The organism is Oceanomicrobium pacificus (assembly GCF_009833495.1).
GTDB lineage: Bacteria > Pseudomonadota > Alphaproteobacteria > Rhodobacterales > Rhodobacteraceae > Oceanomicrobium > Oceanomicrobium pacificus.
The window spans coordinates 250,895-276,108 of record NZ_WUWG01000005.1 but is presented as its reverse complement, the minus strand read 5'-3'; the positions used below and the strand labels follow the sequence as shown (position 1 = coordinate 276,108).

The 25,214-nt window shown below is 68.4% G+C and carries 31 protein-coding genes; 4 read left to right on the top strand and 27 right to left on the bottom strand.

Annotation, left to right across the window (positions count from 1 at the left end; all coding sequences use genetic code 11):
- Positions 1-15: 15 nt before the first annotated feature.
- Positions 16-828 carry a serine O-acetyltransferase gene (gene cysE / locus GSH16_RS12805; RefSeq protein WP_160855697.1) on the bottom strand — a complete coding sequence of 271 codons (813 nt, stop codon included), beginning with the start codon at positions 826-828 and terminating at the stop codon, positions 16-18.
- Positions 829-936: 108 nt separating this feature from the next.
- On the opposite strand from cysE, the gene GSH16_RS12800 reads away from it, so the two are divergent.
- Positions 937-1,272: a TraR/DksA family transcriptional regulator gene (locus tag GSH16_RS12800; protein ID WP_160855696.1), complete on the top strand. Its 336-nt coding sequence runs from the start codon at positions 937-939 to the stop codon at positions 1,270-1,272.
- 41 nt (positions 1,273-1,313) lie between these two features.
- Here the strand turns inward: GSH16_RS12800 and GSH16_RS12795 are convergent, their stop codons facing one another.
- The 24 genes from GSH16_RS12795 to GSH16_RS12680 all read right to left on the bottom strand — a co-directional run bounded on the left by GSH16_RS12795 (position 1,314) and on the right by GSH16_RS12680 (position 21,182).
- The gene (locus GSH16_RS12795; RefSeq protein WP_160855695.1) at positions 1,314-2,033 is read right to left on the bottom strand and encodes a DUF2793 domain-containing protein; all 720 of its coding nucleotides are present in this window, start codon (positions 2,031-2,033) and stop codon (positions 1,314-1,316) included.
- Entirely contained in the window at positions 2,026-5,952 is a 3,927-nt protein-coding gene (locus tag GSH16_RS12790) for a baseplate multidomain protein megatron (RefSeq protein WP_160855694.1), read from the bottom strand. The genes GSH16_RS12795 and GSH16_RS12790 overlap by 8 nt, the downstream gene beginning before the upstream one ends.
- Positions 5,952-6,410 carry a C40 family peptidase gene (locus tag GSH16_RS12785; RefSeq protein WP_160855693.1) on the bottom strand — a complete coding sequence of 153 codons (459 nt, stop codon included), beginning with the start codon at positions 6,408-6,410 and terminating at the stop codon, positions 5,952-5,954. Before GSH16_RS12785 ends, GSH16_RS12790 begins: the two co-directional genes overlap by 1 nt.
- Before the next feature lies 1 nt (position 6,411).
- Positions 6,412-7,296, bottom strand: a complete 885-nt coding sequence (locus GSH16_RS12780; RefSeq protein WP_160855692.1) for a DUF2163 domain-containing protein — start codon at positions 7,294-7,296, stop codon at positions 6,412-6,414.
- Positions 7,296-7,928, bottom strand: coding sequence for a DUF2460 domain-containing protein (locus tag GSH16_RS12775; RefSeq protein WP_160855691.1), 633 nt, complete (start codon positions 7,926-7,928; stop codon positions 7,296-7,298). Before GSH16_RS12775 ends, GSH16_RS12780 begins: the two co-directional genes overlap by 1 nt.
- 7 nt (positions 7,929-7,935) lie before the next feature.
- The gene (locus tag GSH16_RS12770; RefSeq protein WP_160855690.1) at positions 7,936-8,592 is read right to left on the bottom strand and encodes a phage tail tape measure protein; all 657 of its coding nucleotides are present in this window, start codon (positions 8,590-8,592) and stop codon (positions 7,936-7,938) included.
- Entirely contained in the window at positions 8,585-8,776 is a 192-nt protein-coding gene (locus GSH16_RS16095; RefSeq protein WP_160855689.1) for a rcc01693 family protein, read from the bottom strand. Before GSH16_RS16095 ends, GSH16_RS12770 begins: the two co-directional genes overlap by 8 nt.
- The gene (locus tag GSH16_RS12760) at positions 8,773-9,120 is read right to left on the bottom strand and encodes a gene transfer agent family protein (protein WP_328803228.1); all 348 of its coding nucleotides are present in this window, start codon (positions 9,118-9,120) and stop codon (positions 8,773-8,775) included. The genes GSH16_RS16095 and GSH16_RS12760 overlap by 4 nt, the downstream gene beginning before the upstream one ends.
- Positions 9,117-9,530 carry a phage major tail protein, TP901-1 family gene (locus GSH16_RS12755; protein WP_160855688.1) on the bottom strand — a complete coding sequence of 138 codons (414 nt, stop codon included), beginning with the start codon at positions 9,528-9,530 and terminating at the stop codon, positions 9,117-9,119. The genes GSH16_RS12760 and GSH16_RS12755 overlap by 4 nt, the downstream gene beginning before the upstream one ends.
- A 14-nt stretch (positions 9,531-9,544) precedes the next feature.
- The gene (locus GSH16_RS12750) at positions 9,545-9,997 is read right to left on the bottom strand and encodes a DUF3168 domain-containing protein (protein ID WP_160855686.1); all 453 of its coding nucleotides are present in this window, start codon (positions 9,995-9,997) and stop codon (positions 9,545-9,547) included.
- Positions 9,967-10,308: a head-tail adaptor protein gene (locus GSH16_RS12745; protein WP_160855684.1), complete on the bottom strand. Its 342-nt coding sequence runs from the start codon at positions 10,306-10,308 to the stop codon at positions 9,967-9,969. The genes GSH16_RS12750 and GSH16_RS12745 overlap by 31 nt, the downstream gene beginning before the upstream one ends.
- Positions 10,308-10,901 (bottom strand): head-tail connector protein, encoded by a 594-nt coding sequence (locus GSH16_RS12740; protein ID WP_160855792.1) that lies wholly within the window; start codon positions 10,899-10,901, stop codon positions 10,308-10,310. Before GSH16_RS12740 ends, GSH16_RS12745 begins: the two co-directional genes overlap by 1 nt.
- 154 nt (positions 10,902-11,055) lie before the next feature.
- Positions 11,056-12,243, bottom strand: coding sequence for a phage major capsid protein (locus GSH16_RS12735; RefSeq protein WP_160855682.1), 1,188 nt, complete (start codon positions 12,241-12,243; stop codon positions 11,056-11,058).
- On the bottom strand, positions 12,233-12,814 hold the full coding sequence (locus GSH16_RS12730; RefSeq protein WP_160855680.1) for an HK97 family phage prohead protease: 582 nt from the start codon (positions 12,812-12,814) through the stop codon (positions 12,233-12,235). The genes GSH16_RS12735 and GSH16_RS12730 overlap by 11 nt, the downstream gene beginning before the upstream one ends.
- Before the next feature lie 21 nt (positions 12,815-12,835).
- On the bottom strand, positions 12,836-13,078 hold the full coding sequence (locus GSH16_RS12725; RefSeq protein WP_160855678.1) for a GTA head formation protein, RCAP_rcc01685 family: 243 nt from the start codon (positions 13,076-13,078) through the stop codon (positions 12,836-12,838).
- Complete coding sequence (locus tag GSH16_RS12720; RefSeq protein ID WP_160855676.1) at positions 13,071-14,279, bottom strand: phage portal protein; 1,209 nt, start codon at positions 14,277-14,279, stop codon at positions 13,071-13,073. Before GSH16_RS12720 ends, GSH16_RS12725 begins: the two co-directional genes overlap by 8 nt.
- Before the next feature lie 31 nt (positions 14,280-14,310).
- Positions 14,311-15,660: a DNA-packaging protein gene (locus tag GSH16_RS12715; protein ID WP_235913194.1), complete on the bottom strand. Its 1,350-nt coding sequence runs from the start codon at positions 15,658-15,660 to the stop codon at positions 14,311-14,313.
- Entirely contained in the window at positions 15,617-15,886 is a 270-nt protein-coding gene (locus GSH16_RS12710) for a hypothetical protein (RefSeq protein ID WP_160855674.1), read from the bottom strand. The genes GSH16_RS12715 and GSH16_RS12710 overlap by 44 nt, the downstream gene beginning before the upstream one ends.
- Before the next feature lie 294 nt (positions 15,887-16,180).
- Positions 16,181-17,260 (bottom strand): endolytic transglycosylase MltG, encoded by a 1,080-nt coding sequence (gene mltG / locus GSH16_RS12705; RefSeq protein ID WP_160855672.1) that lies wholly within the window; start codon positions 17,258-17,260, stop codon positions 16,181-16,183.
- A gap of 6 nt (positions 17,261-17,266) precedes the next feature.
- On the bottom strand, positions 17,267-18,526 hold the full coding sequence (gene fabF, locus GSH16_RS12700) for a beta-ketoacyl-ACP synthase II (protein WP_160855670.1): 1,260 nt from the start codon (positions 18,524-18,526) through the stop codon (positions 17,267-17,269).
- 177 nt (positions 18,527-18,703) lie between these two features.
- A complete protein-coding gene (locus tag GSH16_RS12695; RefSeq protein ID WP_160855668.1) occupies positions 18,704-18,937 on the bottom strand; it encodes an acyl carrier protein in 234 nt (77 codons plus the stop codon).
- A gap of 185 nt (positions 18,938-19,122) precedes the next feature.
- Entirely contained in the window at positions 19,123-19,860 is a 738-nt protein-coding gene (gene fabG, locus GSH16_RS12690; RefSeq protein ID WP_160855666.1) for a 3-oxoacyl-ACP reductase FabG, read from the bottom strand.
- An 11-nt stretch (positions 19,861-19,871) separates the two neighbouring features.
- Entirely contained in the window at positions 19,872-20,810 is a 939-nt protein-coding gene (gene fabD, locus GSH16_RS12685; RefSeq protein WP_160855664.1) for an ACP S-malonyltransferase, read from the bottom strand.
- A gap of 93 nt (positions 20,811-20,903) precedes the next feature.
- The gene (locus GSH16_RS12680; protein ID WP_160855662.1) at positions 20,904-21,182 is read right to left on the bottom strand and encodes a hypothetical protein; all 279 of its coding nucleotides are present in this window, start codon (positions 21,180-21,182) and stop codon (positions 20,904-20,906) included.
- Positions 21,183-21,369: 187 nt separating this feature from the next.
- Between GSH16_RS12680 and GSH16_RS12675 the strand changes: the two genes are divergently transcribed.
- From GSH16_RS12675 to GSH16_RS12665, 3 genes are all read left to right on the top strand, one after another.
- Positions 21,370-22,215 carry a VOC family protein gene (locus GSH16_RS12675; RefSeq protein ID WP_160855660.1) on the top strand — a complete coding sequence of 282 codons (846 nt, stop codon included), beginning with the start codon at positions 21,370-21,372 and terminating at the stop codon, positions 22,213-22,215.
- Position 22,216: 1 nt separating this feature from the next.
- Positions 22,217-22,402, top strand: coding sequence for a hypothetical protein (locus GSH16_RS12670; RefSeq protein ID WP_160855658.1), 186 nt, complete (start codon positions 22,217-22,219; stop codon positions 22,400-22,402).
- 124 nt (positions 22,403-22,526) lie between these two features.
- Positions 22,527-23,909, top strand: a complete 1,383-nt coding sequence (locus GSH16_RS12665; RefSeq protein WP_160855656.1) for a dipeptidase — start codon at positions 22,527-22,529, stop codon at positions 23,907-23,909.
- On the opposite strand, the gene GSH16_RS12660 is transcribed toward GSH16_RS12665, so the two are convergent.
- Both GSH16_RS12660 and GSH16_RS12655 read right to left on the bottom strand, forming a co-directional pair.
- On the bottom strand, positions 23,896-24,165 hold the full coding sequence (locus GSH16_RS12660) for a hypothetical protein (RefSeq protein WP_160855654.1): 270 nt from the start codon (positions 24,163-24,165) through the stop codon (positions 23,896-23,898). The genes GSH16_RS12665 and GSH16_RS12660 overlap by 14 nt on opposite strands.
- Before the next feature lie 31 nt (positions 24,166-24,196).
- On the bottom strand, positions 24,197-25,063 hold the full coding sequence (locus GSH16_RS12655; RefSeq protein WP_160855652.1) for a metallophosphoesterase: 867 nt from the start codon (positions 25,061-25,063) through the stop codon (positions 24,197-24,199).
- Between the last annotated feature and the right edge of the window lie 151 nt (positions 25,064-25,214).

Sequence of the window (25,214 nt, the reverse complement as noted above, 5' to 3'; positions counted from 1 at the left end):
AAAGCCGCGCGGGCTTCAGTCGTCGATCCCGTTCAGGATCTGGTCCATCGACTTGGACGGCTCCGAACAGCCGGCCTCGCCCACGACGCGCGCCGGCACGCCGGCCACCGTCTTGCAGGGCGGCACTTCCTGCAACACCACGGAGCCGGACGCGATCCGGCTGCAATGGCCGACCTTGATATTGCCGAGCACGGCGGCCCCTGCACCGATCAGGACACCGTCACCGATTTTCGGGTGCCGGTCATCATCCTCCTTGCCGGTGCCGCCGAGCGTCACCGAATGCAGCATGGACACATTGTTCCCGACGACCGCAGTCTCGCCGATCACGACACTATGCGCATGGTCGATCATGATGCCGCGCCCGATCCTGGCGCCGGGATGGATATCCACGCCGAACTGCTCGGATGTCCGCATCTGGATGAAATAGGCCATGTCCTGCCGGCCCTGACCCCAGAGCCAATGCGCCAGCCGGTAGGTCTGCACCGCCTGGAACCCCTTGAAGAACAGGAGCGGCTGCAACAGACGGTGGCAGGCCGGGTCGCGGTCGAGCGTGGCCAGCAGGTCCGCCCGTGCCGCCTGCCCCAGATCCGGATCGGCCGCATAGGCCGCATCGAACAGGTCCCGCAACAGGCTCTCGGACATTTCCGGCGACGACAGTTTCTGCGCCATCCGGAACCCCAGCGCATCCTCCAGCGTCTCGTGATGCAGCACCACCGCATGGACAAGGCTGCCCATCAGCGGCTCGGTCCGCGCCATCTCGGCCGCTTCCTCCCGGATCCGGTCCCAGACCGGATCGACGGAGGCGAGTTTCGCTTGGGTCATGGCCATCGCGTCATCCTTTCGCTCGCGGCACAGGCATGCGCTGCGCCCGCGTTTGACAGGAGACATCATATCACAGAGGTTGGATTTCAAGACAAATCGTGATCCGTGAACACCATGTCCAGCAATCGTGAAGAGTATCGCCTGTTGCTCGAAGGCCGCGCCCGCGCGCTGTCCGACGCGGCGGCCACCAATGCCGACAGCCGGGCCACGGTGACGCTCGACCAGCAAAGCGTCGGCCGCCTGTCACGGATGGATGCGCTCCAGCAGCAGGCCATGGCGCGCGCGACAGACGCGCGGCGGCAGGCCGAAATGCTGGCGATCGAGGCCGCTCTGGCGCGTCTCGACGATGGCAGTTTCGGCCTCTGTGTCGAATGCGAGGAGCCGATTGCACCGGGACGCCTCGCGCTCGACCCGACGGTGCGCACCTGCCTCGATTGCGCCCGCGGCTGACCGGCACCCGCGCGCGTCCCTGCCGCGCAGGCGGACCGGCCTTACACCGCGCGGGGCGGCAGAAGCTCTGTCAGATGCAGGGCCAGCAGCACCGACCCGCCCGAAAAACTGCCTGCATCGGCACTGATTTCCATATCCGTTTCCGCATAGTAGGCCAGCGGTGAACCGGTCAGCCCCCGCGCCCAACTGCCGGCCCCGAGCCCCATGCCCGCGCCATAGCGGTCCGCGCTGCCCGCCACGCCGAGCGACCAACTCGCCACGCCCGATCCGGTGATCTCGCCCGTGACCCGCGCGGTGACACCGGTCACGAGCGCGCCCGCCGGTATCGCCGCTGCCACGGTCGAGACCGCGCCCGCGCCGATCGCATGGCTGATGCTCAGGACCCGGCTCACTGTCGCAGCCCCGCTCCCGTCGGGGGCAAGCGCCACCGCGCCCGCGATCCAGCCTGTCCCGTCGTACCGCCGCAACAGGCCGGCCTGCAGGTCCCAGGCCGACCATCCGGTGCCTGGCACCAGCTGCTCCCAGCCCCCGTTCGACCAGAGCGCGAGCATCCCGTCCCAGCCCGCCCAGTCGCCGCCTGCGCCTTCGCCGACGATCCAGACCGCGCCGTCTGCGGCGGCCCCGGGCGGCGTTGCTGCCTCGCCTTCTGCCACCATCTGCACCAGCGCATCGAGCCGCGACAGGCCTGCATTGACCGTCACATGTTTCTGCGTCTGTGCGCCTGCCAGATAGGGCAGACCCAGCCGTGCACTCTCAGCCATCAAATTCGCTCCCTTGCTCCGGCCCCGTCCCCCAAAGGGCGGAAACCTGCGCCACATCCCAGTGAAACCCGCCCGTCACGCCATCGACCGCCCGCATCGCTGCGTCATAGGTGAAATCCGGCTGCTCGGGCGCGGCATCGCGCACCACCTGCCCGCCCTGCCAGATCCGCACACGGTAAAGCTCGCGATCCTCCGACAGGGGCACATCCGCCGCAGCCCAGCCGTCACCGCCGACCCGCGTCCGCCGCACCCATGACAGATGGACACCGCCCGCCCCGTCCGGCCGCGCCGCCAGATGGACCGGGCGGTAGGGCCGCAGCCCCACGCCCTGCACCTCCCCCGCGAGCCCGATATAGGCGTCATGGTCATAGGGCAGCCCGGCGGGTCCAACCCGCACCATACGGGCGCTCCCCAGCGCCGCCGGCGGCAGATCAAGCGGCCGCGCCGCGCCGTCCAGCAACAGGAAATCCGCGCCTGCGCCATAGGTCCGCATCACCGCGTCCGTGCCCGCCTGCCCCCGCAACAGACCGGATATCTGCCACAGGTCCGGCGCCACCAGCACCGCCTCGCGGAACTGGATCACCTCCCAGGCGTCGCTGCCACCCGCCCGCAACGCCGCCGCATTGGCCCCGGCCAGGACATCCTCGGCCGTCCGCGACGAAAGGGTCCCACGCACAAGGTGCACCTGAAAGCCCGCCCCGCCCTGCCAGCGGTCCGCCGCCGCAGCGTCGAGACCGGTCGTCAACTGTCCGGCCGTGGCCGGCGCATCAAGGATCGCCGCGCGCGCAAATCCGGTGTCGGACGGCGACTGCCAGACCGCGACCGGACCCGGCCAGGGCACCGCCGTCGCGGCAACATAGGGCGCATGGGGCGGCTCGTCGCCGGCCAGAAGCGGCAGGTCGAGCCAGAGCGCATGGACAGGCACCGGCTGCACCGGCGCGGGTCGCCCGACCACCTCCAGCGCCGGTGTCTCGGCGCGGAAACTTGCCGGATCGATCCGCATGGCCTCCAGTTCGAGCCGGTCCGTGACCGTGACCCGGTCGATCCGGAACCGCATCGGTGTGCCGCCCAACTTAGTCTGGAGCACATCACCCGCATCGAGGCCCAGCCGCGACAGGGGCAGCGCACAGCTGAGCGTGTCGCGCCCGGCCTGTACCGCCGCCAGCCAGCCCCGCACCACGGCTTCGGCCTCCCATCCCGACAGGGCTACCGGCAGGTCGCGGGCCGCTGCCCGTGCCTCTGCCGCCTGCACATCGGGCAAAGCCGCCCGCGCGGCCCCCGCCTGATAATCCCGGTCGGGATCGACGAAAGTCAGGTCCACCGCTGCCGGTGTCTCGCCCTCGGGCTGGCGCACCAGATCGAAATCGAGCGTGTCGCCTTCGCCTTCGACCAGCCCGTCGCGCGACAGCGCGTCATCGGCCCGCCCGTCGCGCGAGCGGAACCGCAACCGGCCGCCAGCTTCATGCGCCTCGAACCGGTGGGCCTGCATCAACGCCTGCAACCGCGCCCGACCGCTCAGCCCCTGACTGTCGAGCGTCCCGCGCAGCCGTCCGTGAAGCCCCGACGTGTCCACCGCATGCAGCCCCGCCTCGGCGCAGATCTCGCGCACCGCCTGCCGCAGATCGACCATCTCCGAGCGTCCGTTCAGCCAGTGGCCGGTCAGATGGTTCGCCCCGTCCGACCAGCTGTCCAGCTGGCGCGGAAAATCCGGATAGGGCCGCGCATCCCACGCCCAGACATGGGCCTGCGACAGGTCGATCATCGGGCCGCCATAGGTCTGCGACACCGGATTCCGCCCCGGCGCCGCCCAATAGGACAGGACAGCCTGCAAGGCCGCCGCCTGCACCAGCGGATCCGGCCCCCCGCGCGAAAAATGCGGAAGCGCAGATTCCGAACTGGCCGGATCGACGAACAGATTCGGCTGGTTCGCGCCCTTGTCCACCGCCGGGCAGCCCAGTTCGGTGAAGATGATCGGCTTCATGCCCGGCAGCCAGCCGGTCGGCGCGGATGCCCGCTCCCCCCCGATCCGCTCGAAATGCAGCTTGCCCCACCAGCTGCGCAAATCCTTGTACCGGAAGACCCAGGGCTCGCCATGCGCCCCATCCGTGATCGGCACCCGCTCCTGCGCCAGCCGCGCGGTCTCGGACGGGTAATACCAGTCGAACCCCTCGCCGCCCTCTATGTTGGCCTGCAGATAGACCGGATCGGACCCGTGCCGCCACCTTTCGTCGGCATGATCCTCCCCGTCGCGCCAGTCCGACAGCGGCATGTAATTGTCGATCGCCACCGCATCGATCACCGGATCAGACCAGAGCGGATCGAGATGGAACCGCACATCGCCCGACCCGTCCTGCGGCTGGTGGCCGAAATATTCCGACCAGTCCGCCGCATAGGTCAGCTTCACCCCCGACCCGAGGATCGCGCGTATGTCCGCCGCCAGCTGCCGCAAAGCGGCGACCGCCGGATAGTGGCCGCCCGCCCCGCGGATCTGCGTCAGCCCGCGCAACTCGCTGCCGATGCAGAACATCTCCACACCGCCCGCCATCGCGACGAGATGGGCATAGTGCAATAGGCACCGCCTGTAGCTCCATTCCGGCGGCCCGGTATAGACCGGCGCATCGCCCGTCAGATCGAAATCCGACGCCTGCGCGCTGCCGAAAAATGCCGCCACCTCTGCATCGGCTTGCGCCGTCCCGTCCGGCGAACCGGCCTGCCCGGGCGCGGCTGACAGGGTGATCCGCCCGCGCCACGGCACAGAAGGCTGCTCGGATCCCGGCGCATGGGGATTGTCGCGCCCGTTGCCGGACTGGATGTCCATCAGGATGAACGGATAGAAGGTGACAGCCTGTCCCCGCCCCTTCAACTCGGCAATCGCCTGCAGGACGGACCTGTCGGACGGGGTGCCGCCAAAAGCGGGCCGCCCGTCCACCTGCGACACGATCTTCGCCGCGTCACGGCCAACGCCGCCGACGGACCAGGGATCGGCGCCGCCGGCCACCGCGGCATTTTCCGCCGCCGGTTCCAGCCGGCATGTCCCGCAGCGCAGATCGTCCCCGAACCAGCTCACCACCAGCGACACCGAGCGGCATCGCGGCAGGTCCGCCTCCAACTGGTCGAGCGACACGATCAGATCCGGCCGCCCGTCCCGGCTGTGCACATTTGCCAGCCGCGAGCGCCCCGGACCCTGATGCACCCGCACCCGGTCTGTCGACAGGGCATGTTCCCCCGACCCCGGGATCAGGGCAACGCCCTGAACCAGATCGGCCAGATCATCGAACTCGGCCGTCCCGGCCGGGACTCGCGGCCGGCGGAAAACCTCGACGGAGATCTGCGGAATCCGGTTGCCATAGTCACCGAGCGCGAATTCCTCGAACACCAGATAGGCCGTATCGCGATAGGCGGGCGCATCCGCGCCCTCGACCGCCGCAATGAGCGGGTCCGGCATCTGGTCGGCCGTTCCGCGATACAGCCGCCAGGTGACACCTTCGAGGCTGATCTCCTCCCCGTCGGCCCAGATCCGGCCGATCCGGCTCACCTCGCCCTCGCACAGCGCCAGCGCGAAGCTGATCGTGTAGCTGTAGCGCTCCACTGTGGCGCTCGGGCCGCCGCCCTTGCCCCCGCTGCGCGTGACCGACACATGCTCGCGAAACCGGCTCGACCAGATCAGGTGCCCGCCGACGCGCATCGCGCCCTGCACCCGCGCCAAGGGCGTGCCCTCGCCCGCCCCCATGATCCGCAGCCGCTCCTGCCGCCCGATCTCGACAGGGTCCGACCCCTGTCCCAGCACGCGCTGGTCGATCACGGCGCCAAGCGTCGCACCGATCGCACGCCCGATCACAGCCGCGGGCAACCCAAGGAGGCTGCCGCCGATCGATCCCCCGATCGCCCCGCCGATCGCTCCGAGCACAAGTGTCGCCATCAGTTCGCCTCCAAAGGCAGCCGGTATCGCGCCACCACCCGCCGGACCCAGGCAGGACCCAGCGGCACCTCGACCACGCCGCGCGGCTCATGGGCATGGATAAGCGTCGCCACCCTGTCCCGCGCCGCCGCGATGCCCAGATGTTTCGCCACCGCCCCGTCCCGCATCGCAAAGAGCAGCACATCCCCGGGCCGGACCACCGCGCCGTCCGCGCGCTGCAAATAGCGCTCCGCCGCGGACCGGAGCCGGTCCCGCCGCGCCACCTCGTCCCAGTCGGGCGTATAGGCCGGCACGGACACCGGCAGCGGTCCGACAAGCTCCCGCCACAGCCCGATCACCAGCCCCAGACAATCCGTGCCCGCACCCTTGCAGGCGCTCTGGTGCCGATAGGGCGTCCCGATCCAATCCCGCGCTGCCGCCACAACGCGCGCGCCGGCATCGTCCCTGAAGGTGCCCATCTCAGCGCCGTCCGCCATCATGCCGCCCGCCGGGCTTTGGATAGGTCACCAGCCAATCCTCGCCCGGCACATGCGGAAAGCCGCGATAGCTCATGTAATTGTTGAATTTTTCACGACAGGTCTCTGCCCTCTTGTCGCAACCGGCGATCAGTGTTCCGGTGTCTCCGGCCGCCACCGGACGGACCGGCGATCCGCGCAACTCGACGCGCCGGCGTTCGCCGCCCTGCGCATCGCGCCGCAAGCGCGCGGCACTCCCCGCATTGCCGCCGCCCGACCAGATGAGCTGCCCGTCGGCGAACCAGCCGTCGGGATAGCTGCCAGCCATCTCCAACTCCAGCCCGACCTCGGCCGACACGCTCACAACGGTCACGAAGGCGCGGAACGCCGCATCCTCAAGATCGACGCCGCAGGCCGTCTCGCCCAGCGCCAGCGGACAGGCCGGTCCGATCCGCCGCCCGGTCTCCGCGGCCAGCGCATCCGACAGGCCGCGCAGTTCCGCGTCGAACCGGTCCGGTCCCTGCCGGATCTCGCCCAGATGGCCGGAGAACAGCTGAAACCTGAGCTCCGGATCGCGCCAGTCCACGAGCCACTGCTCCACCGCCGCCTCGTCGAAGAGCCCGAGCGCGATCTCCTCCCCCGACAGGCTGTCATGGCGCAGCACGCCCGACACCGCCGCCGTGTCGACGCTCAAGCCCCCGCTCCATTCCACCGCGCCTGGCAACAGACCCGATGCCGCGCGGCAAACCACATCGCCCACGACCAGATCGCCGTCATGGTCGGTGAATCCGAACCGCTGCCCGTCCTTCCGCGTCAGCACCCATGCATGGCAGAGGTAGCTCACCCCCGCCGCCAGTTGCGCAGCCATGGCCTCCGGCAGGGCGCGCATCAGACACGCACCTCGACCACCGGAATATTCGGTATCTCGCCGGCCGCGAATGCCTCGACACTGGCCATGATCCGGTCCGTGTCGAACCGGACCGGCACGTCGAACTCGAACCCTGCCGTGATCGGGGCGCCGCTCGCGGGGGCATCCTCGAACCGAAGCACCCCGTCGGCCGGATCGAGCGTATAGACAAGCCCCGCCTCGACCGCATCGCCGCCGATCCCCACCAGCACCGTTCCGGCCACGGGCTTCGACACGGGCCGCGCCGTCACCGCCGCGCCCGAGCGATAGGTTTTCACCAGCGGCCAGTCGCGCGTCACCCCGTCCCCGATCCCGATCTCGCAATCGCGATGGTCCGGGTTAGCCGAGGGCGCGCAACTCTTGAAATCCGCCCAATCTTTCCAGCGGAATCCGTGCAACTGCCCGCGGCGGGCCTCGAAAAACGCCAGCACCTCAGCCAGATCGTCGAGCGACCGCAGCCCCATGCCCGCATCATAGCGCCTCCGCGCATGTGCCCAGGGGCTGTTGCGCTCCTCATGCCCGTTGGCGAGCGTGACGATGTCCGTCCGCCGCTCCGGTCCGCCTGCCGCCCCGAAGCTGAGCGCCGTGGGAAAGCGTGTCTCGTGAAATCCCATCATCCCCTCACAAATTGCGCTGGCCGCGCCGCATCATCCGCGTGACACCGGCTGCGATCTGCCCCTGCGAGCGCCGGAACCCCGCCACATCGGGCGTCACAACCTGCATCTGCACGGTGACAGGCCGCCCGCCACCCGCGCCGCCGGCGGCTACGCCAAGGCGCCCATCCGCCCCGCGCCGCAACGGCAGGATCGCTTCCGGTCCGGCCTCTCCCATCAGCCCCATGCCGCCGCGCATCGGGAAGCCGACCGGTCCCGACACGACGCCACCATCGGCAAAGGGCATCACGCGCCCCTGCCCGATCACGCCGCCGGCCGCGAACGGCAGGATGCCCGACAGGATCGACTGCATGCCTGCCCCCGCCAGATTGCCCAGGTGCGACTGCACAGGTTTCAGGGCCGCATCGAGCGCGATGCCCGACATGCTTTGTCCCAGCCGCGCCAGCACATCGCTCAGCCGCGCCCCGTCGAAGACAAGCGCATCGAAAGCACCGCGGAGCGACCGGCCGACCGACCCCGACATGCCGCTTGCGGCCCGGCCGGCATCCGCCATCGCCTCCCGCGCGCGGTCAAGCTCTGCCGTGAAAGCCGCCGTCATCGCCTGTGTCTCGGCCAGCCCTTCGGCCATGTCGCCAAGATCCAGCCCCTGATCCGTCTCATCCATCCGCCGTCCCCCCTTTGTCGGGAAATTTCGCGCAAAGCCCGTCGAGCGCCGCCCGGTCGACCCAATCGGGCGCCGCCGCCAATCCGGCCATGATCCGCAACTCTGCTGGCGTCATCGCCCAGAGCCGTTCGGGCGGCAGCCGCAATTCGGTCAGGCCGATGCGCAAGACCTCCGCCCAGTTCACGGCGCGTCGCCCGCTGCACCGGCCCGCGCACCCTCGGGCACGAAGGCGGCGGCCAGGAGCCGCGCACCGGCCTCCGCCAGTGCCACGGGCGACCCGTCTAGATCGAGCGCGGCAAATCCCGCGCGGTCGATGTCCCAGCCGCCGCCGCGCAGCCCCGCATGCAATAGCGCCATCAGGTCGCCGGCCGAAAAGGCTCCGCGCTCGAACCGGCCGACCAACTCGCTCACCGCGCCGGTGCCGAGCACCTCTTCCAGTTCGGCCAGCGCCTGCAGGGTCAGCCGCATGGTCCGCGACACGCCGCCGACCGACAGTGCCACCTCGCCCCGCCAGCGGTTCACGCTCACAGCGGATCGAACCCGAGCGCACCGGCCGAGACGAACGACATCTCGTAGCGCGCCTCGCCATCGTGATTGCCCGCATATTCCAGCGCGCTGATCTGGAACGGCCCCTCGATGATCCCGAAATCCGGCACGATCACCTGCACGGGCCGGATGTCGCCACCAAAGAAGAGCGCCCGCGCCCGCGCATCCGTGTCGGCATCGCGGAAGATCCCCGACCCGCTGACCGATGCGCTTTTGACGCCACCGCCGTCCAGCAATTCGCGCCACCCGCCGTCGCTTTCCAGATGGGTCACATCGATTGTCTGCGACTGGAAGGCGATGCGTGTCGCACGCAGCCCCGCCAGCGTCTCGAATGTCCCCGAACCGTCCATGTCGATCTTGACCAGGAGGTCCTTGCCCTTTTGCGCCACCATGGCTGCACCCCGCTTCAGTTTTCGTCTGATTCAACCACGGCACGGAAGGTCAGCCGGATCTGACGGCGCGCCGGTCCCGTCAGCCTGCGCGCCTCCGCCCGCAAGAACTGCATCCGCACCAGATGCGCCCCGTCAGGGTCACCTATGCCCGCCGGCGCGAGCAGCAGGTCGCCCACCCGCGCGGCCACCCGCTTCGGCAGGTCGAACCCGTCCCGCGCGCCGATGACCTCGACGGTGAACTCGTGCGTGGCCCCGTCCGATGTGGCCGACGCAAACGGTCGCACCCGTTCCGGCCCGATCAGCACCTGCACATCGGGCAGCGGTGCACCCGCCGCCGCCCCGTCCCGCACATGGCCCCCTGTCAGCCCCATCAGTTCCGGATCACCGGTCAGCAGCGCGAACACCCGCGCCTGGACCGCATGGAAATGCGCCAGCGTCATCGCGCCTGCCCCTCCCGCGTCCAGCACACAAGGTATCCCCCGCGCGGATCGGCCTCGGCCACCGCCTCGATATCGAAAAGGCGCGCACCGTCACGGAACCGCTGCCCTGCCTGCGGGCGTGCCGGGCTCGATCGCCTCTGGTTGCGGATGATGATGCGCACCCGCAGCCGCGCCAGATCGGTCGCGCCGATCCGCTCGCTGCGTCCCGCCACCGGATCAACAGCCGCCCAGACCAGCCCGAGCGGCGCCCATGTCCGCGCAATCCCGCCGATCCCGTCCGGGGCAGCCTCCGCCGCCTCCAGCACCAGCCGCCGGTTCAATCGCCAGCGCCGCGCCATCAGCCGGCCCCCAGAACACGGATCACGCGATGCGGATCGATGAGCGCCAGCACACCGACAGGCATGGCCAGGTCCGCCCCCGCTGCGCCGTCCCGCGCCGCATGATAATGCGCCGCGAGCAGGAACACCGCCTGCTGCAGGTCCGCAGGCAGATCTGTCCAGTCGGCCGCAAATCCGGCCGTGAATGTCACTTCTGCCACGCCACCGGCCGGAATGGCCGGCAACGGCCGACCGCCCGTCCCGACAAGCGCTGGTCGCGCGGTATCGGGTTCCAGGACCCATCCGCCCGGATCGCCCAGATCGGCGCCACCTGCGTCGCGCATCACGAACTGGCCCCCGCCATAGACCGGCGCCATCGGCAAAGGCTGCCGGTCTGACCGCCGCCACGCGGCAAGCGCGACGCGAAAGTCCCGCGCCAGAAGCGCCTTGCCGAGCCGCGCCTCCACCGCAGCCGCCGCCGCCCGCAACAGCATCAGCAACAGCGCATCGTCGCGGTCATCATCGTCAAAACCCGACGACATCAGCAGATGGTCGGCAAACGCCGCCACCGGCCAACGCGCATCGGGGATCGCCGTCACTTCGGTCAGAACCATCGTCACGCGGTCCTCCGCATCAGGGGAATGATTGGGGTCGGCTCCGCCGGACTGGGGGACATCAGCCACCTGCAAGGCGCAGGCGAACTGCGTGTCCGGCGAAGCCGGCGGCAGGCCCGGTCAGACCCGCCGCCACCGGCCCGTCAGGGCCGGATCAGCTGGTCGCGAATTTCAGGAGCTTGATCGCGGCAAAGTCGCTTACGTCGCCGCCCACACGCTTCGTCGCGTAGAAGAGCACGTTCGGCTTGGCGCTGAACGGATCGCGCAGGATCCGCAAATCCGGCCGCTCCGCAATCGTGTAGCCCGCGTTGAAATCGCCGAAGGCAATGGCGGTCGCATCAGGCGCAATATCGGGCATGTCCTCTGCCACCAGCACCGGATAGCCCATCAGCCGCGCCGGTTCGCCCGCCGCAAGCCCGTCGGACCACAGGAACCGCCCGTCCGCATCCTTCATCTTGCGCACCGCGCCCGCGGTCTTGGAATTCATCACGAAATGCGCATTCGCCCGGTAGCGCGCGCCGAGCGCATAGACAAGGTCGACAATCGCATCGGCCGGCTCGCCCGGGTTGAAATCGCCGCTCTCACCGGTGGCGACATAGCCCAGATTGCCCCAGCTCCAGCTTGCATCGGGCACCGCCGTGTAGCTCATCACGCCGAGCGGCTGGTCCGCGCCCGTCCCCGACAGGAATGCCGCGCCCTCGGCCCGCGCGAACCGGTCCGCAATCCGTTCCGCCAGCCAGCCTTCCACATCGAAGGCACTGTCATCGAGCAACCGCTGCGACGCTTTGGGCAGCGCCGACAATTCATGCAGCGGGATCGAGATGCGCTCCACCTGCGGCGTCGCCGTCTCGGTCGCATCTGCCGTTTCGTCGGCCCAGCCCGCACCGATATCTGTCACATCGACCAGCATGTCATAGGCCGAGGCCTCGACCTGCACGACCTTGGCAATGCTGCGCAGCGTCGCCGCTCCGCGCAGCACACCGTTGATCCGGTCGGCGGTCTGCGGATCGACCAGATAGCCGCCATCGGCCGCCACCGCCGTCGACAGGGCCTTTTCCTCGATCGGCAGCCCCCGCATCGCATCATCGTCGCCCGACCGCACATAGGCGGCAAACGCCTTCTGATGCGGGGCGGACAGGTCCTCTTCCCCGCGTGACAGAACCGGCCGGCCATAGCCGGCGGCAGCATGTTCCTGGGCGCCTGCGCGCTGCTCGCGTTCTTTCATCTCTACCTTCACCTTGTTCTTGAATGCATTGAAGTCCCTGACGAAACCCTGAATTTCGCTCGCCAGATCTGCTGCGCCACCACCCGGCAAACGGGTGACCTCCGCCTCATCCGTCATGTGCCTCGTCCTCACTTTCGATGGATGCACCCAGCCAGCGCCGGGCCTTCGCGAGCGCCGCGGCCAGTTCGGCCGCCTCCGCCGCGCCTCCAGCCGGTGCCACACGGGCCTCCGGCTGCATCGGGAAGGTCACGAGCGACACTTCCCAAAGGTCGATTTCCTGCAGCAGCCGCGTCCCGTCAGGATGGCGCTCCGCCCGCACCGTCCGGTAGCCGATCGACAGCCCGTCAATGGCCCCGGCCTGCAACAGCGCGAAAGCCTCCGCGCCCTGTGCCACGCCGGTCAGAAGCCGCCCGTCGACCGCCAGCCCCTGCGTATCCTCCGCCAGCCTGTCCCAGACGCCGATGGGCCGGCCCGGATCGTGCTGCCACAGCATCCGCACCTGCCGCCCCTCCTGCGCCAGCCGCGCCAGCGACGCGCCGTAGGCCCCCGGTGCTATCCGGTCCCCGCCCCGGTCAATGCGCCCGAACAGGGACGCATAGCCCCGGATCCGCGCATCCGCGCCCAGATCCAGTGCCGCCGTCGGTGCACAGAATTTCCGCTCCAGACCCGCAAGGTCCGGCCCCGTCATGCCTGTCATCCCGTCTGCCTCTCAGTTCGCCGCCGCCACCAGCGGATAGAATGCCTGCGCCGCCAGAAAGGCCGCACCGCCGAAGACCGCGAACCAGATCCGCCGCTCCAGCCGTTCGATCATCGCCTCGATGGCCCCGAGCCTGCGCTCCAGCCCGTCCCAGCGGGCCGCGAACACACGCTCCTGCGCCTCGAGCCGCGCCGCGGTCGCGTCGAACGGCTCGTAGAGGAACCGCGACCCGACCCGTTGCCCCGGTTCAGCCATCCGCGCCTCGGTCCGGCAGGCCCAGAAGCCGCCGTTTCTCCACATCGGTCAGGAAACCCGCCGCCGACACGCGCCGCCAGAGCGCCTCGCGCTCGCCCGCCAGCGCCGTCACACTGTCGAGATCGGCCACCAGCGACAGCTGCTCGCCGAACAGATCCGACAGCCAGGCCGCGATCGCCGTCGTCACCCGGTCCAGAAGCGGCAGCACCGTCAGCCGGTAGAAGGCACGATTAGCCTCCTGGTAGTTGGCGTAGCTGTTGTCGCCCGGCAGCCCCAGCAGCATCGGTGGCACGCCGAGCGCCAATGCTATGTCCCGCGCTGCCGCATCCCGCGTCCGCTGATATTCCATGTCCGCAGGCGAATAGCCCATGGGCTTCCAGTCGAGCCCGCCCTCCAGCAGCATCGGCCGGCCGGCATTGCGCGCGCCCTGATGATGCGCCTCCAGCTCGTCCACGAGCCGCGAATACTGCTCCTGGCCCAACTGTCCGGACCCGTCCGCGCCGGAATAGACGATTGCGCCGGATGGCCGCGCCGCATTGTCGAGCAGCGCCTTCGACCAGCGTCCGGCCGCCGCATGCAATTCGATCGCGCCCGCTGCCGCCTGCAACGGGCTCAGGCCGTAATGGTCGTCGGCCGGGTGGAAACTGCGCAGATGCAGCACCGGCCGGCCGGCCAGCATGTCGAACCGGATGCGCCGTCCGCCGACGCGATATTCATAGGCTTCCGGCCAGCCGTCCCGACCGGGCACGACCCGCATCCGGTCCGGCCGCAACACATGCAACTCCCGCGGCGGCGCGCCGTCCGGCCCCGCAGCTTCCAGATAGCTGTCCCCGCTCAAAAGCAGATGCGCCACCGCCGCCTGCAGGAAATCGGCGCGACCCTGCGCCGGATTGGGCCGGTCCAGAAGCGCCAGCGCCGGATGGGCGGTCAGCGCCGCCCCCTCCCGCCAGAGCGACAGCCCCACCGAGGCCGCCGCCTCCGCCACCATGGTCACGCAGCGATGGCCCACAGGGTTGCCCGCAAATCCGCTCCGCGCCAGCGTGCCGCTGTCCCGCGCCGCCCAGACCGGCCGCCCGCCGGCCATCCCGGCCACCATCGCTGACGTGCGCGAGGCCTTGGTCTCCGCCGTCGGCGCCGGCGCCACCACCGGCACCGGTCGCGACCGCGCCGGCGCAGCGGGTTTGAAAATCTTCTTCAGCATCGGACCTCCCGTGTTCCGCGCGCAGCCAGATTCACAGGCTGCGAAGCCGCGGCCGCACCTGCCGCGCGGCCGGGTCAATCATCAGATCGGTCAGCGCCCAGACGAGCGCATCCGCCCGGTCCGGCGACCCGGACCCCTGATAGCCCTGCGGGGTCAGCGCGCAGAGCTCGTCCTCGAGCGCATCGAACCGGCCCGCATGGACCACGCGGCCCTGCTCGTAGAGCGCCGCGACCGGCTCCGCGCGCAGCACCTTGCCGCGTTGGGCCCGCACCGCGCGCACCGGCACCAGCGGATCGACCTGCCCGATGACCGCGGCGACAAGATCGCCGCCCTGATTCACCTCCGCCACGATCCGGTCGGCTTTCCATTTGTGGAACAGCCCGACCGCGCGGCTCGCCCAGCCCTGCGGGCTCAGCCCCCCGACCGAGGCATCCTCCAGAAGATAGGCCCGCCAGTCCTGAACCGGCCCGTCCGTCACCGCCCCGCAGACAACCATCCCGCACAGATCCGCCGCCTTGCCGCAGCTAACCGCCGGATCGACGGCCACAACGATCCGGTCGAGCGGCGGCACCTCTGTGCTGCGTGTCGCATCGATCAGGCCCGGCTCCCACAGCGCGCCCTCCCATTCGGGCAGCAACTCGCCCTCCAGCTCCTGCCGCCCCTGCCAGGTCCCGGCATATTGCGCAGCCACCCGCTCGACGAAGCCCGGCGCCAGATTGGCGCGGTTCGCCGCCGTCGGCGCGGAAGTCACCACCGTGCCCTCCTGCCCCAGCAGGTCGCGCAACAGCGGACCGCGCCGCGGTGTCGTCGTGACGACCACCTGCGGCCGGTCACCGAGCCGCAGCGCAAATTGCAGCATGTCCCAGCAGTCCGCCCCGCGCTTCCACTTCGCCAGTTCGTCGCACCAGGCCGCATCGAATTGCGGGCCGCGCAGCGTCTCGGGATCCGACGCGGAATAGATCCGCGCCTCCGTCCCGTTCGGCCAGACCAGCCGCCGCTGGGTCGCCTGCCAGTCCGGCCGCCGGTCGGGCGGCGTCACCGCCAGAATGCCCGACGGGCCGTGGACCATGATGTCCCGCGCCTGATCGAGCGTCTCGCCGACCAGCGCGACACGGCGGGACCGCCCCGGCGCCTCCGCTGTCCCCCCTTCGACCTGTGTCCGCACCCATTCTGCGCCGGCCCGGGTCTTGCCTGCCCCGCGCCCGCCAAGGATCAGCCAGCGGTCCCACGGACCCTCGGGCGCCACCTGATGCCCCTCCAGCGCCCAATGCTCGAAGAGCCATGGCAGCGACAGAAGCGCATTGGGCGACAGCCCGTCCAGAAACCGCTCCAGCGCCTCAGGGCTCAGATCCCTGAGCGATGCGGGCAAGCCGCTGGGCAATTTCGGCCCGTGCGGTGTGCAGGTCGAATCCGCGTCCCGCGCCAGGGCCCGGTTCGGTCTGGTCTGATCGGTCAAGGCGGGCCTCCAGGTCGAGCAGGGTCTGCAAGGATTTCTGGTGCATCATCACGACGCTCTGCAAACGGCGCGCGGTTTCCGCATCGGCCGCGTCCGCGTTCAATCCGTGGATCGCGGCCACCAGCGCATCGCACAGGCTGCGATAGAGCATCCGGGCCGTTTGCAGCCGGTCGCGCTCGGCGGCCGGCGACGGATCGTCGGGCGGTGGACCTGTCGAAATCGAAACATTCCCTGAATGGCGTCAGGCATCGGCCCGCCGGATCCGGTCCGGCCGGCGCTGATACCTGTTCGCTGTGCATGATGCTGTGCGCGGGACGTGGCCGTGCCACCCCCCGCAAACGAGAAAGCGGCCCTGCATCTGCAGCGCCGCTTACCCAATTCGTCCAGCTTGCCCGACCTCTACATTAAGGCGTTCGCAGAGTCAAGAATTAAATCACAGGTTGTGTCAGTTTCCTGTCGCCCCGCCTGCATCTTCCTTCGCCGCGGCCGCTTCCGCTTCGGCCGCGGCCTTGGCGGCTTCTTCTTCGCGCTTCTTGGCTTCGGCGGCGCGTTCCCGTTCGATCCGGCGCCACGCAGCTACGTTTTTATTGTGCTCGTTCAACGTCTTGGCGAACGCATGTCCGCCCGTCCCGTCCGCGACGAAGAACAGGAAGTCCGTCTCCTCGGGATTGGCCGTCGCCAGAATGGCCGCCTTGCCGGGATTCGCGATCGGCGTCGGCGTCAGCCCGTCGATCACATAGGTATTGTAGAGCGTCGGCGCCGTCAGCTCGCTCTGCCGCAGGCCGCGACCGAGCTTTTCGCGCCCGAGCGTGATTCCGTAGCGCACCGTCGCATCCGCCTGCAGCCGCATGCCGCGATCCAGCCGGTTGTAGAAAACAGACGCCACCTTGGCCCATTCCTCGGCACCCCCCGCTTCGCGCTCGATGATCGAGGCCAGGATCAGCAGTTCCTCGGGCGAATTGAGCGGAAGGTCATCCGCGCGCCCTGCCCAGGCTTCGGCCAGAATCCGGGTCTGCGCCTCGCGCATCCGGTCGAGCACCGCCTGCCGCGGTTCCCCGCGATTGAACTGGTAGGTATCGGGCGCCAGCGTGCCCTCGGGCGGCACCTCGGTGATCTCGCCCGTCAGTTCGGCCACCGCATTCAGCCGCTGCACAGCCTCGAAGGAGGTGAACCCTTCGGGGATCGTGACCCGATATTGCACACCACGGCCCGAGGAAATCAGGTCGAGGATCGCCTGCATCGACGCACCGGCGGGCAGTTCATATTCCCCGAACTTCAGCGTCCGGTCATAACCCTGATAGCGGGCGCCCAGCCGGAAAATCGTCTCGTTGGAAATCGCACCGGCTTCCGACAGGCGGGCCGTCACGCGGTTCAACGTGTCGCCGCGTTCGACGGAAAAGAGCACCGGCTCGGCCAGCGGACCTTCATCTTCGAACTGGGACTTGCTCCAGCTCAACAGGATCGCGATCACCACCAGCCCGGCAATGATCAGCGTCAGCGCATTCGCAGCAATATGTCGGGCCATGAAAGGTCAGTCCACCTTCGCAAGGACGAGCGACGCATTGGTGCCGCCGAACCCGAAACTGTTGGACAGGGCCACGTTGATCTCCCGCTTGCGGGCCTCGAGCGGCGCAAGATCGATCTCGGTCTCCACCGCAGGCTCTTCGAGGTTCAGCGTCGGCGGTGCCACCTGGTCCCGGATCGCGAGGATCGAGAAAATCGCCTCGATCGCGCCCGCGGCCCCCAGCAGATGCCCGGTCGCCGATTTGGTCGAGGACATGGTCACTTTGCCGGCCGCATCGCCGAGCAGACGCGCAACCGCACCCAATTCGATCGTGTCGGCCATCGTCGAGGTGCCGTGCGCATTCACATAATCCACATCCGCTGGCGTCAGGCCGGCCCGCTTGAGCGCCGCTTCCATCGACCGGTAGCCGCCATTGCCATCCTCAGCCGGTGCGGTGATGTGATAGGCGTCGCCCGACAGGCCATAGCCCACCACTTCGGCATAGATCTTCGCGCCGCGCGCCTTGGCATGCTCATATTCCTCGAGCACGACACAGCCGGCCCCCTCGCCCATCACGAACCCGTCGCGGTCCGCGCTATAGGGCCGCGAGGCTTTCACCGGATCGTCGTTCCACTTGGTCGACAGCGCCTTGCAGGCGTTGAACCCGGCAATCCCGATTTCCGAGATCGGCGCCTCGGAGCCGCCCGCAACCATCACATCGGCATCGTCGAGCATGATGAGCCGCGCCGCGTCGCCGATGGCATGTGCACCCGTCGAACAGGCGGTCACGACCGCATGGTTCGGTCCCTTGAACCCGTAGCGGATCGACACCTGCCCCGAGCAGAGGTTGATCAGCGCGCCGGGAATGAAGAAGGGCGACACGCGCCGCGGCCCGCGTTCCTTGAGCGTCACGGCGGTCTCCGCGATCGACTGCAACCCACCGATGCCGGATCCGATCATCACGCCCGTGCGCAGCCGGTCGGCCTCCGCCTCGGGCTTCCAGTTGGCATCCGTCACAGCCTGTTCGGCCGCGGCCATGGCAAAGGTGATGAACTCGTCGACCTTGCGCTGTTCCTTCGGCTCCATCCAGTCGTCGGGATTGTAGGTCCCGTCCGACCCGTCGCCGCGCGGAATCTCGCAGGCATAGGTCGTCGGCAGATGCGAGGCATCGAACTGGGTGATGGTGCCGGCGCCGGACTGGCCCTTCAGGATCCGTGTCCAGGTTTCCTCAACCCCGCAGGCGAGCGGGGTGACCATTCCAAGGCCGGTTACGACAACTCTGCGCATCGGAGCTCCTCTGGGCATTTCTTTCCTACCGGGTTCTATCCCATGGCCGGACCGGAGCCAAGGCAGGATTGCCCGGACGACGCCCACCGGCGGCAGCCCGCCCGCGCCCGCAAATCCCGGCCCTGAAATGCAAAACGGCGCCCGATGGGCGCCGTCGCATTCAACCGATCGCGTGGATCAGGAATTTTCGGAGATGAATTTCACCGCGTCGCCGAAGGACTGGATCGTCTCGGCCGCATCATCGGGAATCTCGATGCCGAACTCTTCTTCGAAGGCCATGACCAGCTCGACCGTGTCGAGGCTGTCCGCACCCAGATCGTCGATGAAGGACGCATTCTCGGTCACCTTGGCTTCGTCAACGCTCAGGTGCTCGACGACGATTTTCTTTACGCGATCTGCGATGTCGCTCATGTCATTTTCCTCATTCTGGGGCGCGGCGCAGAGCGTCGCTATCGTGTTTTCCGTGTGTCCCGCCGCCGGCCCTTGGGACCACGGCGCCTGTGGCTGCAATTCGGTCTGTCAACCGGACCCGCCGCCACGTCAGGTCCGGCCTATAGCATAATCCATGGTGCTGGCAAATGCTTTCGCACCGGCGCTCAGAACATGGCCATCCCGCCGTTTACATGCAAGGTCTGGCCCGTCACATAGCCGGCTTCCGCCGACGCCAGATAGAGCGTCGCGGCCGCAATTTCCTCCGGCGTTCCCATCCGGCCGGCCGGGATTCCGGTCAGCAGTTGCGCCTTCTGGTCATCATTCAGCTTGTCGGTCATCGCAGTGGCAATGAAGCCCGGCGCCACGCAGTTGGCCGTGATCCCGCGGGTTGCAACCTCTTGTGCGAGCGACTTGGTCATGCCGATCATCCCGGCCTTGGAGGCGGCATAATTCACCTGCCCCGGATTGCCGGTGGCCCCCACGATCGAGGTGATGTTGATGATCCGCCCCCAGCGCGCCTTCATCATGCCCCGCATCACGCCGCGGCAGAGCCGCATCGATGCCGTCAGGTTCACGTCGATGACCGACGCCCAATCTTCGTCCGACATGCGCATGAAGAGCTGGTCGCGGGTGATGCCGGCATTGTTCACCAGAATATCCACCGACCCCATGAGGTCCGTCGCGGCCTTCGGCAGCCCCTCGACGCTTTCCGCATCGCTCAGGTTGCAGGTCGCATAATGCGCCCGCTCGCCCAGATCGGCTTGCAGAGCTTCCAGCTTCTCGGCCCGCGTGCCCGACAGGGTCACGGTCGCCCCCTGGGCGTGAAGGCTCCGGGCTATCGCTTCGCCGATCCCGCCCGATGCGCCGGTCACCAGCGCATTTTTTCCTGTCAGATCAAACATCTCTCTCTCCCTCAGGCCAGCGCTTCTGCGGCGGCTTTCACATCATCGGCAGTGTTCACGGCCCGTGTCTCCAGCGACCGGTCGATCCGTTTCACCATGCCCGACAGCGCCTTTCCGGCACCGATTTCCCAGGTTTCCGTCACCCCGTCAGCCGCCATGCGGGCCACGGATTCGCGCCAGCGCACCGATCCGGTCACCTGATCGACAAGGAAATTGCGGATCAGGTCCGTGTCCTGCGTCGGCTCGGCCGACACGTTCAGCACCACCGGCACCGCAGGAGCCTTGATCTCGACGGCCGCCAGCGCCTCGGCCATGACCCGAGCCGCCGGTTCCATCAGCGCGCAATGGAACGGCGCGCTCACCGGCAGCAGCAGCGCCCGCCGCGCCCCCTTTTCCTTGGCGATCTCGACCGCCCGCTCGACCGCCGCCTTGTGGCCCGAGACAACAACCTGCCCCGGATCATTGTCATTCGCCGCCTGGCAGACCTCGCCCTGCGCGGCCTCTTCGGCCACGCCGCGCACCGCATCGAAGTCGAGCCCGAGGATTGCGGCCATGGCGCCGACACCGACCGGCACGGCTTCCTGCATCGCCGATCCGCGCGTCCGCAGCAGCCGCGCCGTATCCTCCAGCGAAATGGCACCGGCCGCACAGAGCGCCGAATATTCGCCCAAAGAATGGCCCGCCACGCATTGCGCCGCCGTCACTTCGACCCCTTCGGCCTTCAGTGCCGCCATGGCCGCCAGAGAGGTCGCCATCAGGGCCGGCTGGGCATTGGCGGTCAGGGTCAGTTCCTCGATCTCGCCCTCCCAGATCAGCGCCGACAGCTTTTCGCCAAGCGCCGCGTCCACCGCGTCGAACACGGCCTGTGCCTGCGGGTAGCGCTCGGCCAGATCACGGCCCATGCCGATGGCTTGTGCGCCTTGTCCGGGAAAAAGGAATGCGCGCGTCATAGTCTCTCCTGTCACGCTGGTCTTCATGCTTGTGTCGGGGGGATCGGACGCCGCCGCAGCGCCGCGCGGGGCGACACCGGGGCGGCAGGCCGGTCAGAAGGTGATGCCGATGGGCTCGTAGCGCTTGGCATGCGCGATGCGCTGCCGCTTCTGCGACTGGCTCAGGCTCGGATTGTCCTGGATGAACTTGATCTGGTTGAGCTGCTGGAGCGAATATTGCCCCCATTCCTCGGGCCGCAGGCCAAGGCTGGCCTCCAGCTGCGTCGGTGCCGGTGCGGCACGGCTCGGATCGAGGACCACCTGGCGATTCTGCATTTGCTCCGCACAGGCCGTCAGACCCATCGCGACCGCGGCAATCAGGACAATTCGCATCCCTGTTCCCCTTGTCTGGCACCCGCCTCTCGCGGGGGCATTCCCATGTTGCAGCACATCATAACAGCCCCTGCCCCGAGGTCATCCCCAAACCGACCGGCCGGCGACCGCCATCGGCGCGGTCGCACGCTTGCGCGGTCTGCCGGTCCTGACCTAAGTTGAAGAAAATCAATGGCAGGAGCTGTCGATGACCCGTCTGAAGTCCCTATCCCGAAGATCCATGATCGGCCTGACCCTCGCGGCAGGCCTGCTCGCGGCATGTTCCGCCGATGTCGAGATGCCGGCCATCTCGTCGAGCGGCGACTACCGCCCCGGACAGGTGGTCTGGCGCGACCTCATCACCCCCGATGTGGCCGGCGCCAGCGAGTTTTACGGCCAGCTTTTCGGCTGGGACATCCGCGTCGCGGGCGACGGGTACAGCCTGATCCTGAAGGACGGGATCGCCATCGGCGGGATCGCCAATTCCGATGCGACGGATGACAATTACTGGCTGCCGCTCGTCTCGGTCAACAATGTGGACGGGGCCGTGGCACGCGCCACCGGCAACGGCGCGACCGCGCTCCTAGGGCCGGAGGATCTCGGCGCCCGCGGGCGCGGCGCGCTCCTGCGCGACCCGGACGGTGCCACGTTCGGCGTCGTGCGCTCCGCCACCGGAGACCCGGCCGACCTGCCCGAGAAACCAGGTTTCTGGGGCTGGTCGGAGGTCTGGAGCCTCGACAAGACCGCCGTCGCGCCCTTCTATGCGATGGTGACCGGCACCGTGCCCGCCACGCGGCAGATCGGCGGCGTGTCCTACCTGCACATGAAATCGGGCGACACACCGGCCTTCGGGCTCGTCGACCGGCCGAGCGAGGCCGTGCCCGCAACCTGGGTCAACTATGTCCATGTCGCCGACGCGGCCGCCACGGCTGCGCGCGCACTGGAACTGGGCGGGCGCGTGCTGGCCGAACCGACCGACGGTCCGGGCGGCGGCACCGTCGCGGTCATCGCGGACAAATGGGGTGGCGGCGTCATCCTGCGGCAGGAGAAATGACATGAACCGGATCATGACAAACAGAACCGACACCGGCCGCCGCATCGCAATGCTGGCGGGCCTCGGCCTCGCAGCGGCCATCCTCGTTGCCTGCTCGCCCTATGCGGGCGTCTCGGTCGGCGCCTCCTTCGGCAGCGACGGGCTTTACCTGTCGCCGCATGTCGGCGTCGGCGTGTCGATCTTCTGATCGCAACCACCAGGCGGTTGGCGGCCCTGCTGCCCTCCGCCCCACCATCCGGGCGGCATTTAACTGCCCCTGACCGGGTGATAGGGTCGCGGCGAATCTCCCTCATTTTCAGGAGCGCCAGCCCATGTCCCATCTCGACGCCGTCCTCGCCCATATCGATGCCGACCGCGACAATGCCGTCGCGCGGCTCTTCGATCTTCTGCGGATCGAGAGCATCTCGACCGATCCGGCCTACAAGGACGCCTGCCGCGCCGCCGCCGACTGGCTGGTGGACGATCTCGCGTCGATCGGGTTCGAGGCCAGCCGCCGCGACACGCCGGGTCACCCGATGGTCGTCGGCCATGGCGGCGCGGAGGATGGCAAGGCTCTGCTCTTCTACGGCCACTATGACGTGCAGCCCGTAGACCCGCTCGACCTCTGGGACAGTGCACCCTTCGATCCCCGCATCGACGAGACGCCCGACGGGCCGGTGATCCGCGCCCGTGGCGCGTCCGACGACAAGGGTCAGCTGATGACCTTCATCGAGGCCTGCCGCGCATGGAAGGCCGTCACCGGCAGCCTGCCGGCCCGCGTCTCGATCCTTTTCGAAGGGGAGGAGGAAAGCGGCTCCCCCTCGCTCGTCCCGTTCCTGACGGACAATGCCGACGAGTTGAAAGCCGATATCGCGCTCGTCTGCGACACCGGCATGTGGGACAAGGACACCCCCGCCATCAGCACCATGCTGCGCGGCATGGTGGGCGAGGAACTGACCATCACCGGCCCGTCGAAAGACCTGCATTCGGGCATGTTCGGCGGCCCTGCCCGCAACCCGATCCGGGTTCTGACGCGTATTCTCGCCGACATGCATGACGAGACCGGCCGCGTGACGCTTCCCGGCTTCTATGACGGGGTGCCGGACCTGTCGGACGAGATCAAGGCCCAGTGGGACAGCCTCGATTTCGACGCGGATGCGTTTCTCGGTGCGGTCGGCCTCTCGGTTCCCGCAGGCGAAGAGGGCTATTCCGCGCTCGAACAGATCTGGGCCCGCCCGACATTCGAGGTCAACGGCATCTGGGGCGGCTACACAGGCGCAGGCTTCAAGACCGTGCTGCCGAGCGAGGCAAGCGCCAAGGTCACCTTCCGGCTGGTCGGCGATCAGGACCCGAACGCCATTCAGGCCGCGTTCAAGTCTTACGTCGAATCTGCCCTGCCCGCCGACTGTTCGGTCGCGTGGAAATCGAAAGATTGCTCGCCCGCGACCACAATGCCCGTCGATGCGCCGGAATTCGCACTGGCCCGCGACGCGCTCAGCGACGAATGGCCGAACCCGGCGGTCTTTGTCGGCTCCGGCGGCTCGATCCCGATCGTCGGCCATTTCCGCCGCATCCTAGGAATGGATTCGGTGCTGATCGGCTTCGGTCTGGACGATGACCAGATCCATTCACCGAACGAGAAATACAGCCTGACGAGCTTTACCAAGGGCATCCGCAGCTGGGCCCGGGTGCTCGACGCACTCAGCCGGGCGTAATCCTGCGCCGCCCGCCGCGCCGCTTCGGCGCGGCGGCCCCCGCCTGCCCCTCGCGCAAGACGGCCTGCATCGGATGGTCCGCCGGCTCTGCCGCGTAGCGCGCGATCAGCAGGTTCAGATGACCCTTCACAGTCTCCGGCTCCATCCCGAGCGCCCAGTCGAAGAAGATCGTCCGGCAATCCGCTTCCGTGATGCCCTCGATGCGGAAGGCTTCGCGGATCAGGCCGCGCGGATCGGATGGATCGCTCTTGGTCATGACGGGTCCGTGCTCTGGAAGGTCGCCCGGTTCAATAGGGCGGAACCAGATCCAGCACAATGATTTCCGGCCGCACACGGAAGCGCATTGGCGGGAAAGACGTGCCGATCCCCGAGGTCACGAAGAGCCGCCGCCGCCCGTCGGAAAACCAGCCCTTGTCGAACGCCTTGTGCTGCATTGGCAAGCGCAGGGGTCCGATGAAGGGCAGATTGACCTGCCCCCCGTGCGACTGGCCGGCCAGCACCAGTTTCGGCCCGCCCCGCGCGGCGGGAAAGGCATCGGGCGAATGGGTGAGCGCCACCTGCGGCAGGACCGGATCGACCATCGCGTGCAGCCGGTCGAAATCGGGCTCCCGCCCCGACGAGATGTCATTATAGCCGATGACCTGCAGCGCCTGCCCCGACTCCGGGTCGCGCAGGACGACAAGCTCGTCCTCCAGCACCGTGATACCGACATCTTCCAGTTCCTCGCGGACGCGGTCGCCCGACCAGGCCCAGTCATGTGCGCCCAGCACCGCCACCTGCCCCATCGGGGCCTTGATGCTGCTCATCTCGTAGGCGATCTCCTCCATCACCGGCAGATGGCGCAACACGCGGCGTTTCAGGCGCGGAAACCGGTCGAGGAACCGTTTCGTCCGACCCATCGGCGCGTTGTAATAATCCCCGAGCCAGAAGACGACATGCGGCTCGAACCCCTGCACCCGCCGGAAGGCGCGGCGCAGCCGGTCCGTGTCCCAGTGGAGTGTGTTGGGCTGCAGATCCGACACGACGACCGCGGTTAGCGGCTTGGTGAGCCCGTCGATCGCGACCTCGTAGCTGCGGATGCGCAGCCAGCGCGGCTCGATCCAGAAGGACCAGACCAGAAACAGGAGGATCAGAAGCAGGAGAATCCAGGCCATCGCGTCACCGCCACCGGTCGCGCGGGGTCGGGCGGCGCATCACCGGCGCATCTCCACTCCCCAAAAGCCACACACTCACACTCAAAACGGGCCTCCAAGCCACAGGTCCGGCGCCGGACCGCACACCATATCCTGTGGTTCCGTTTCGCGA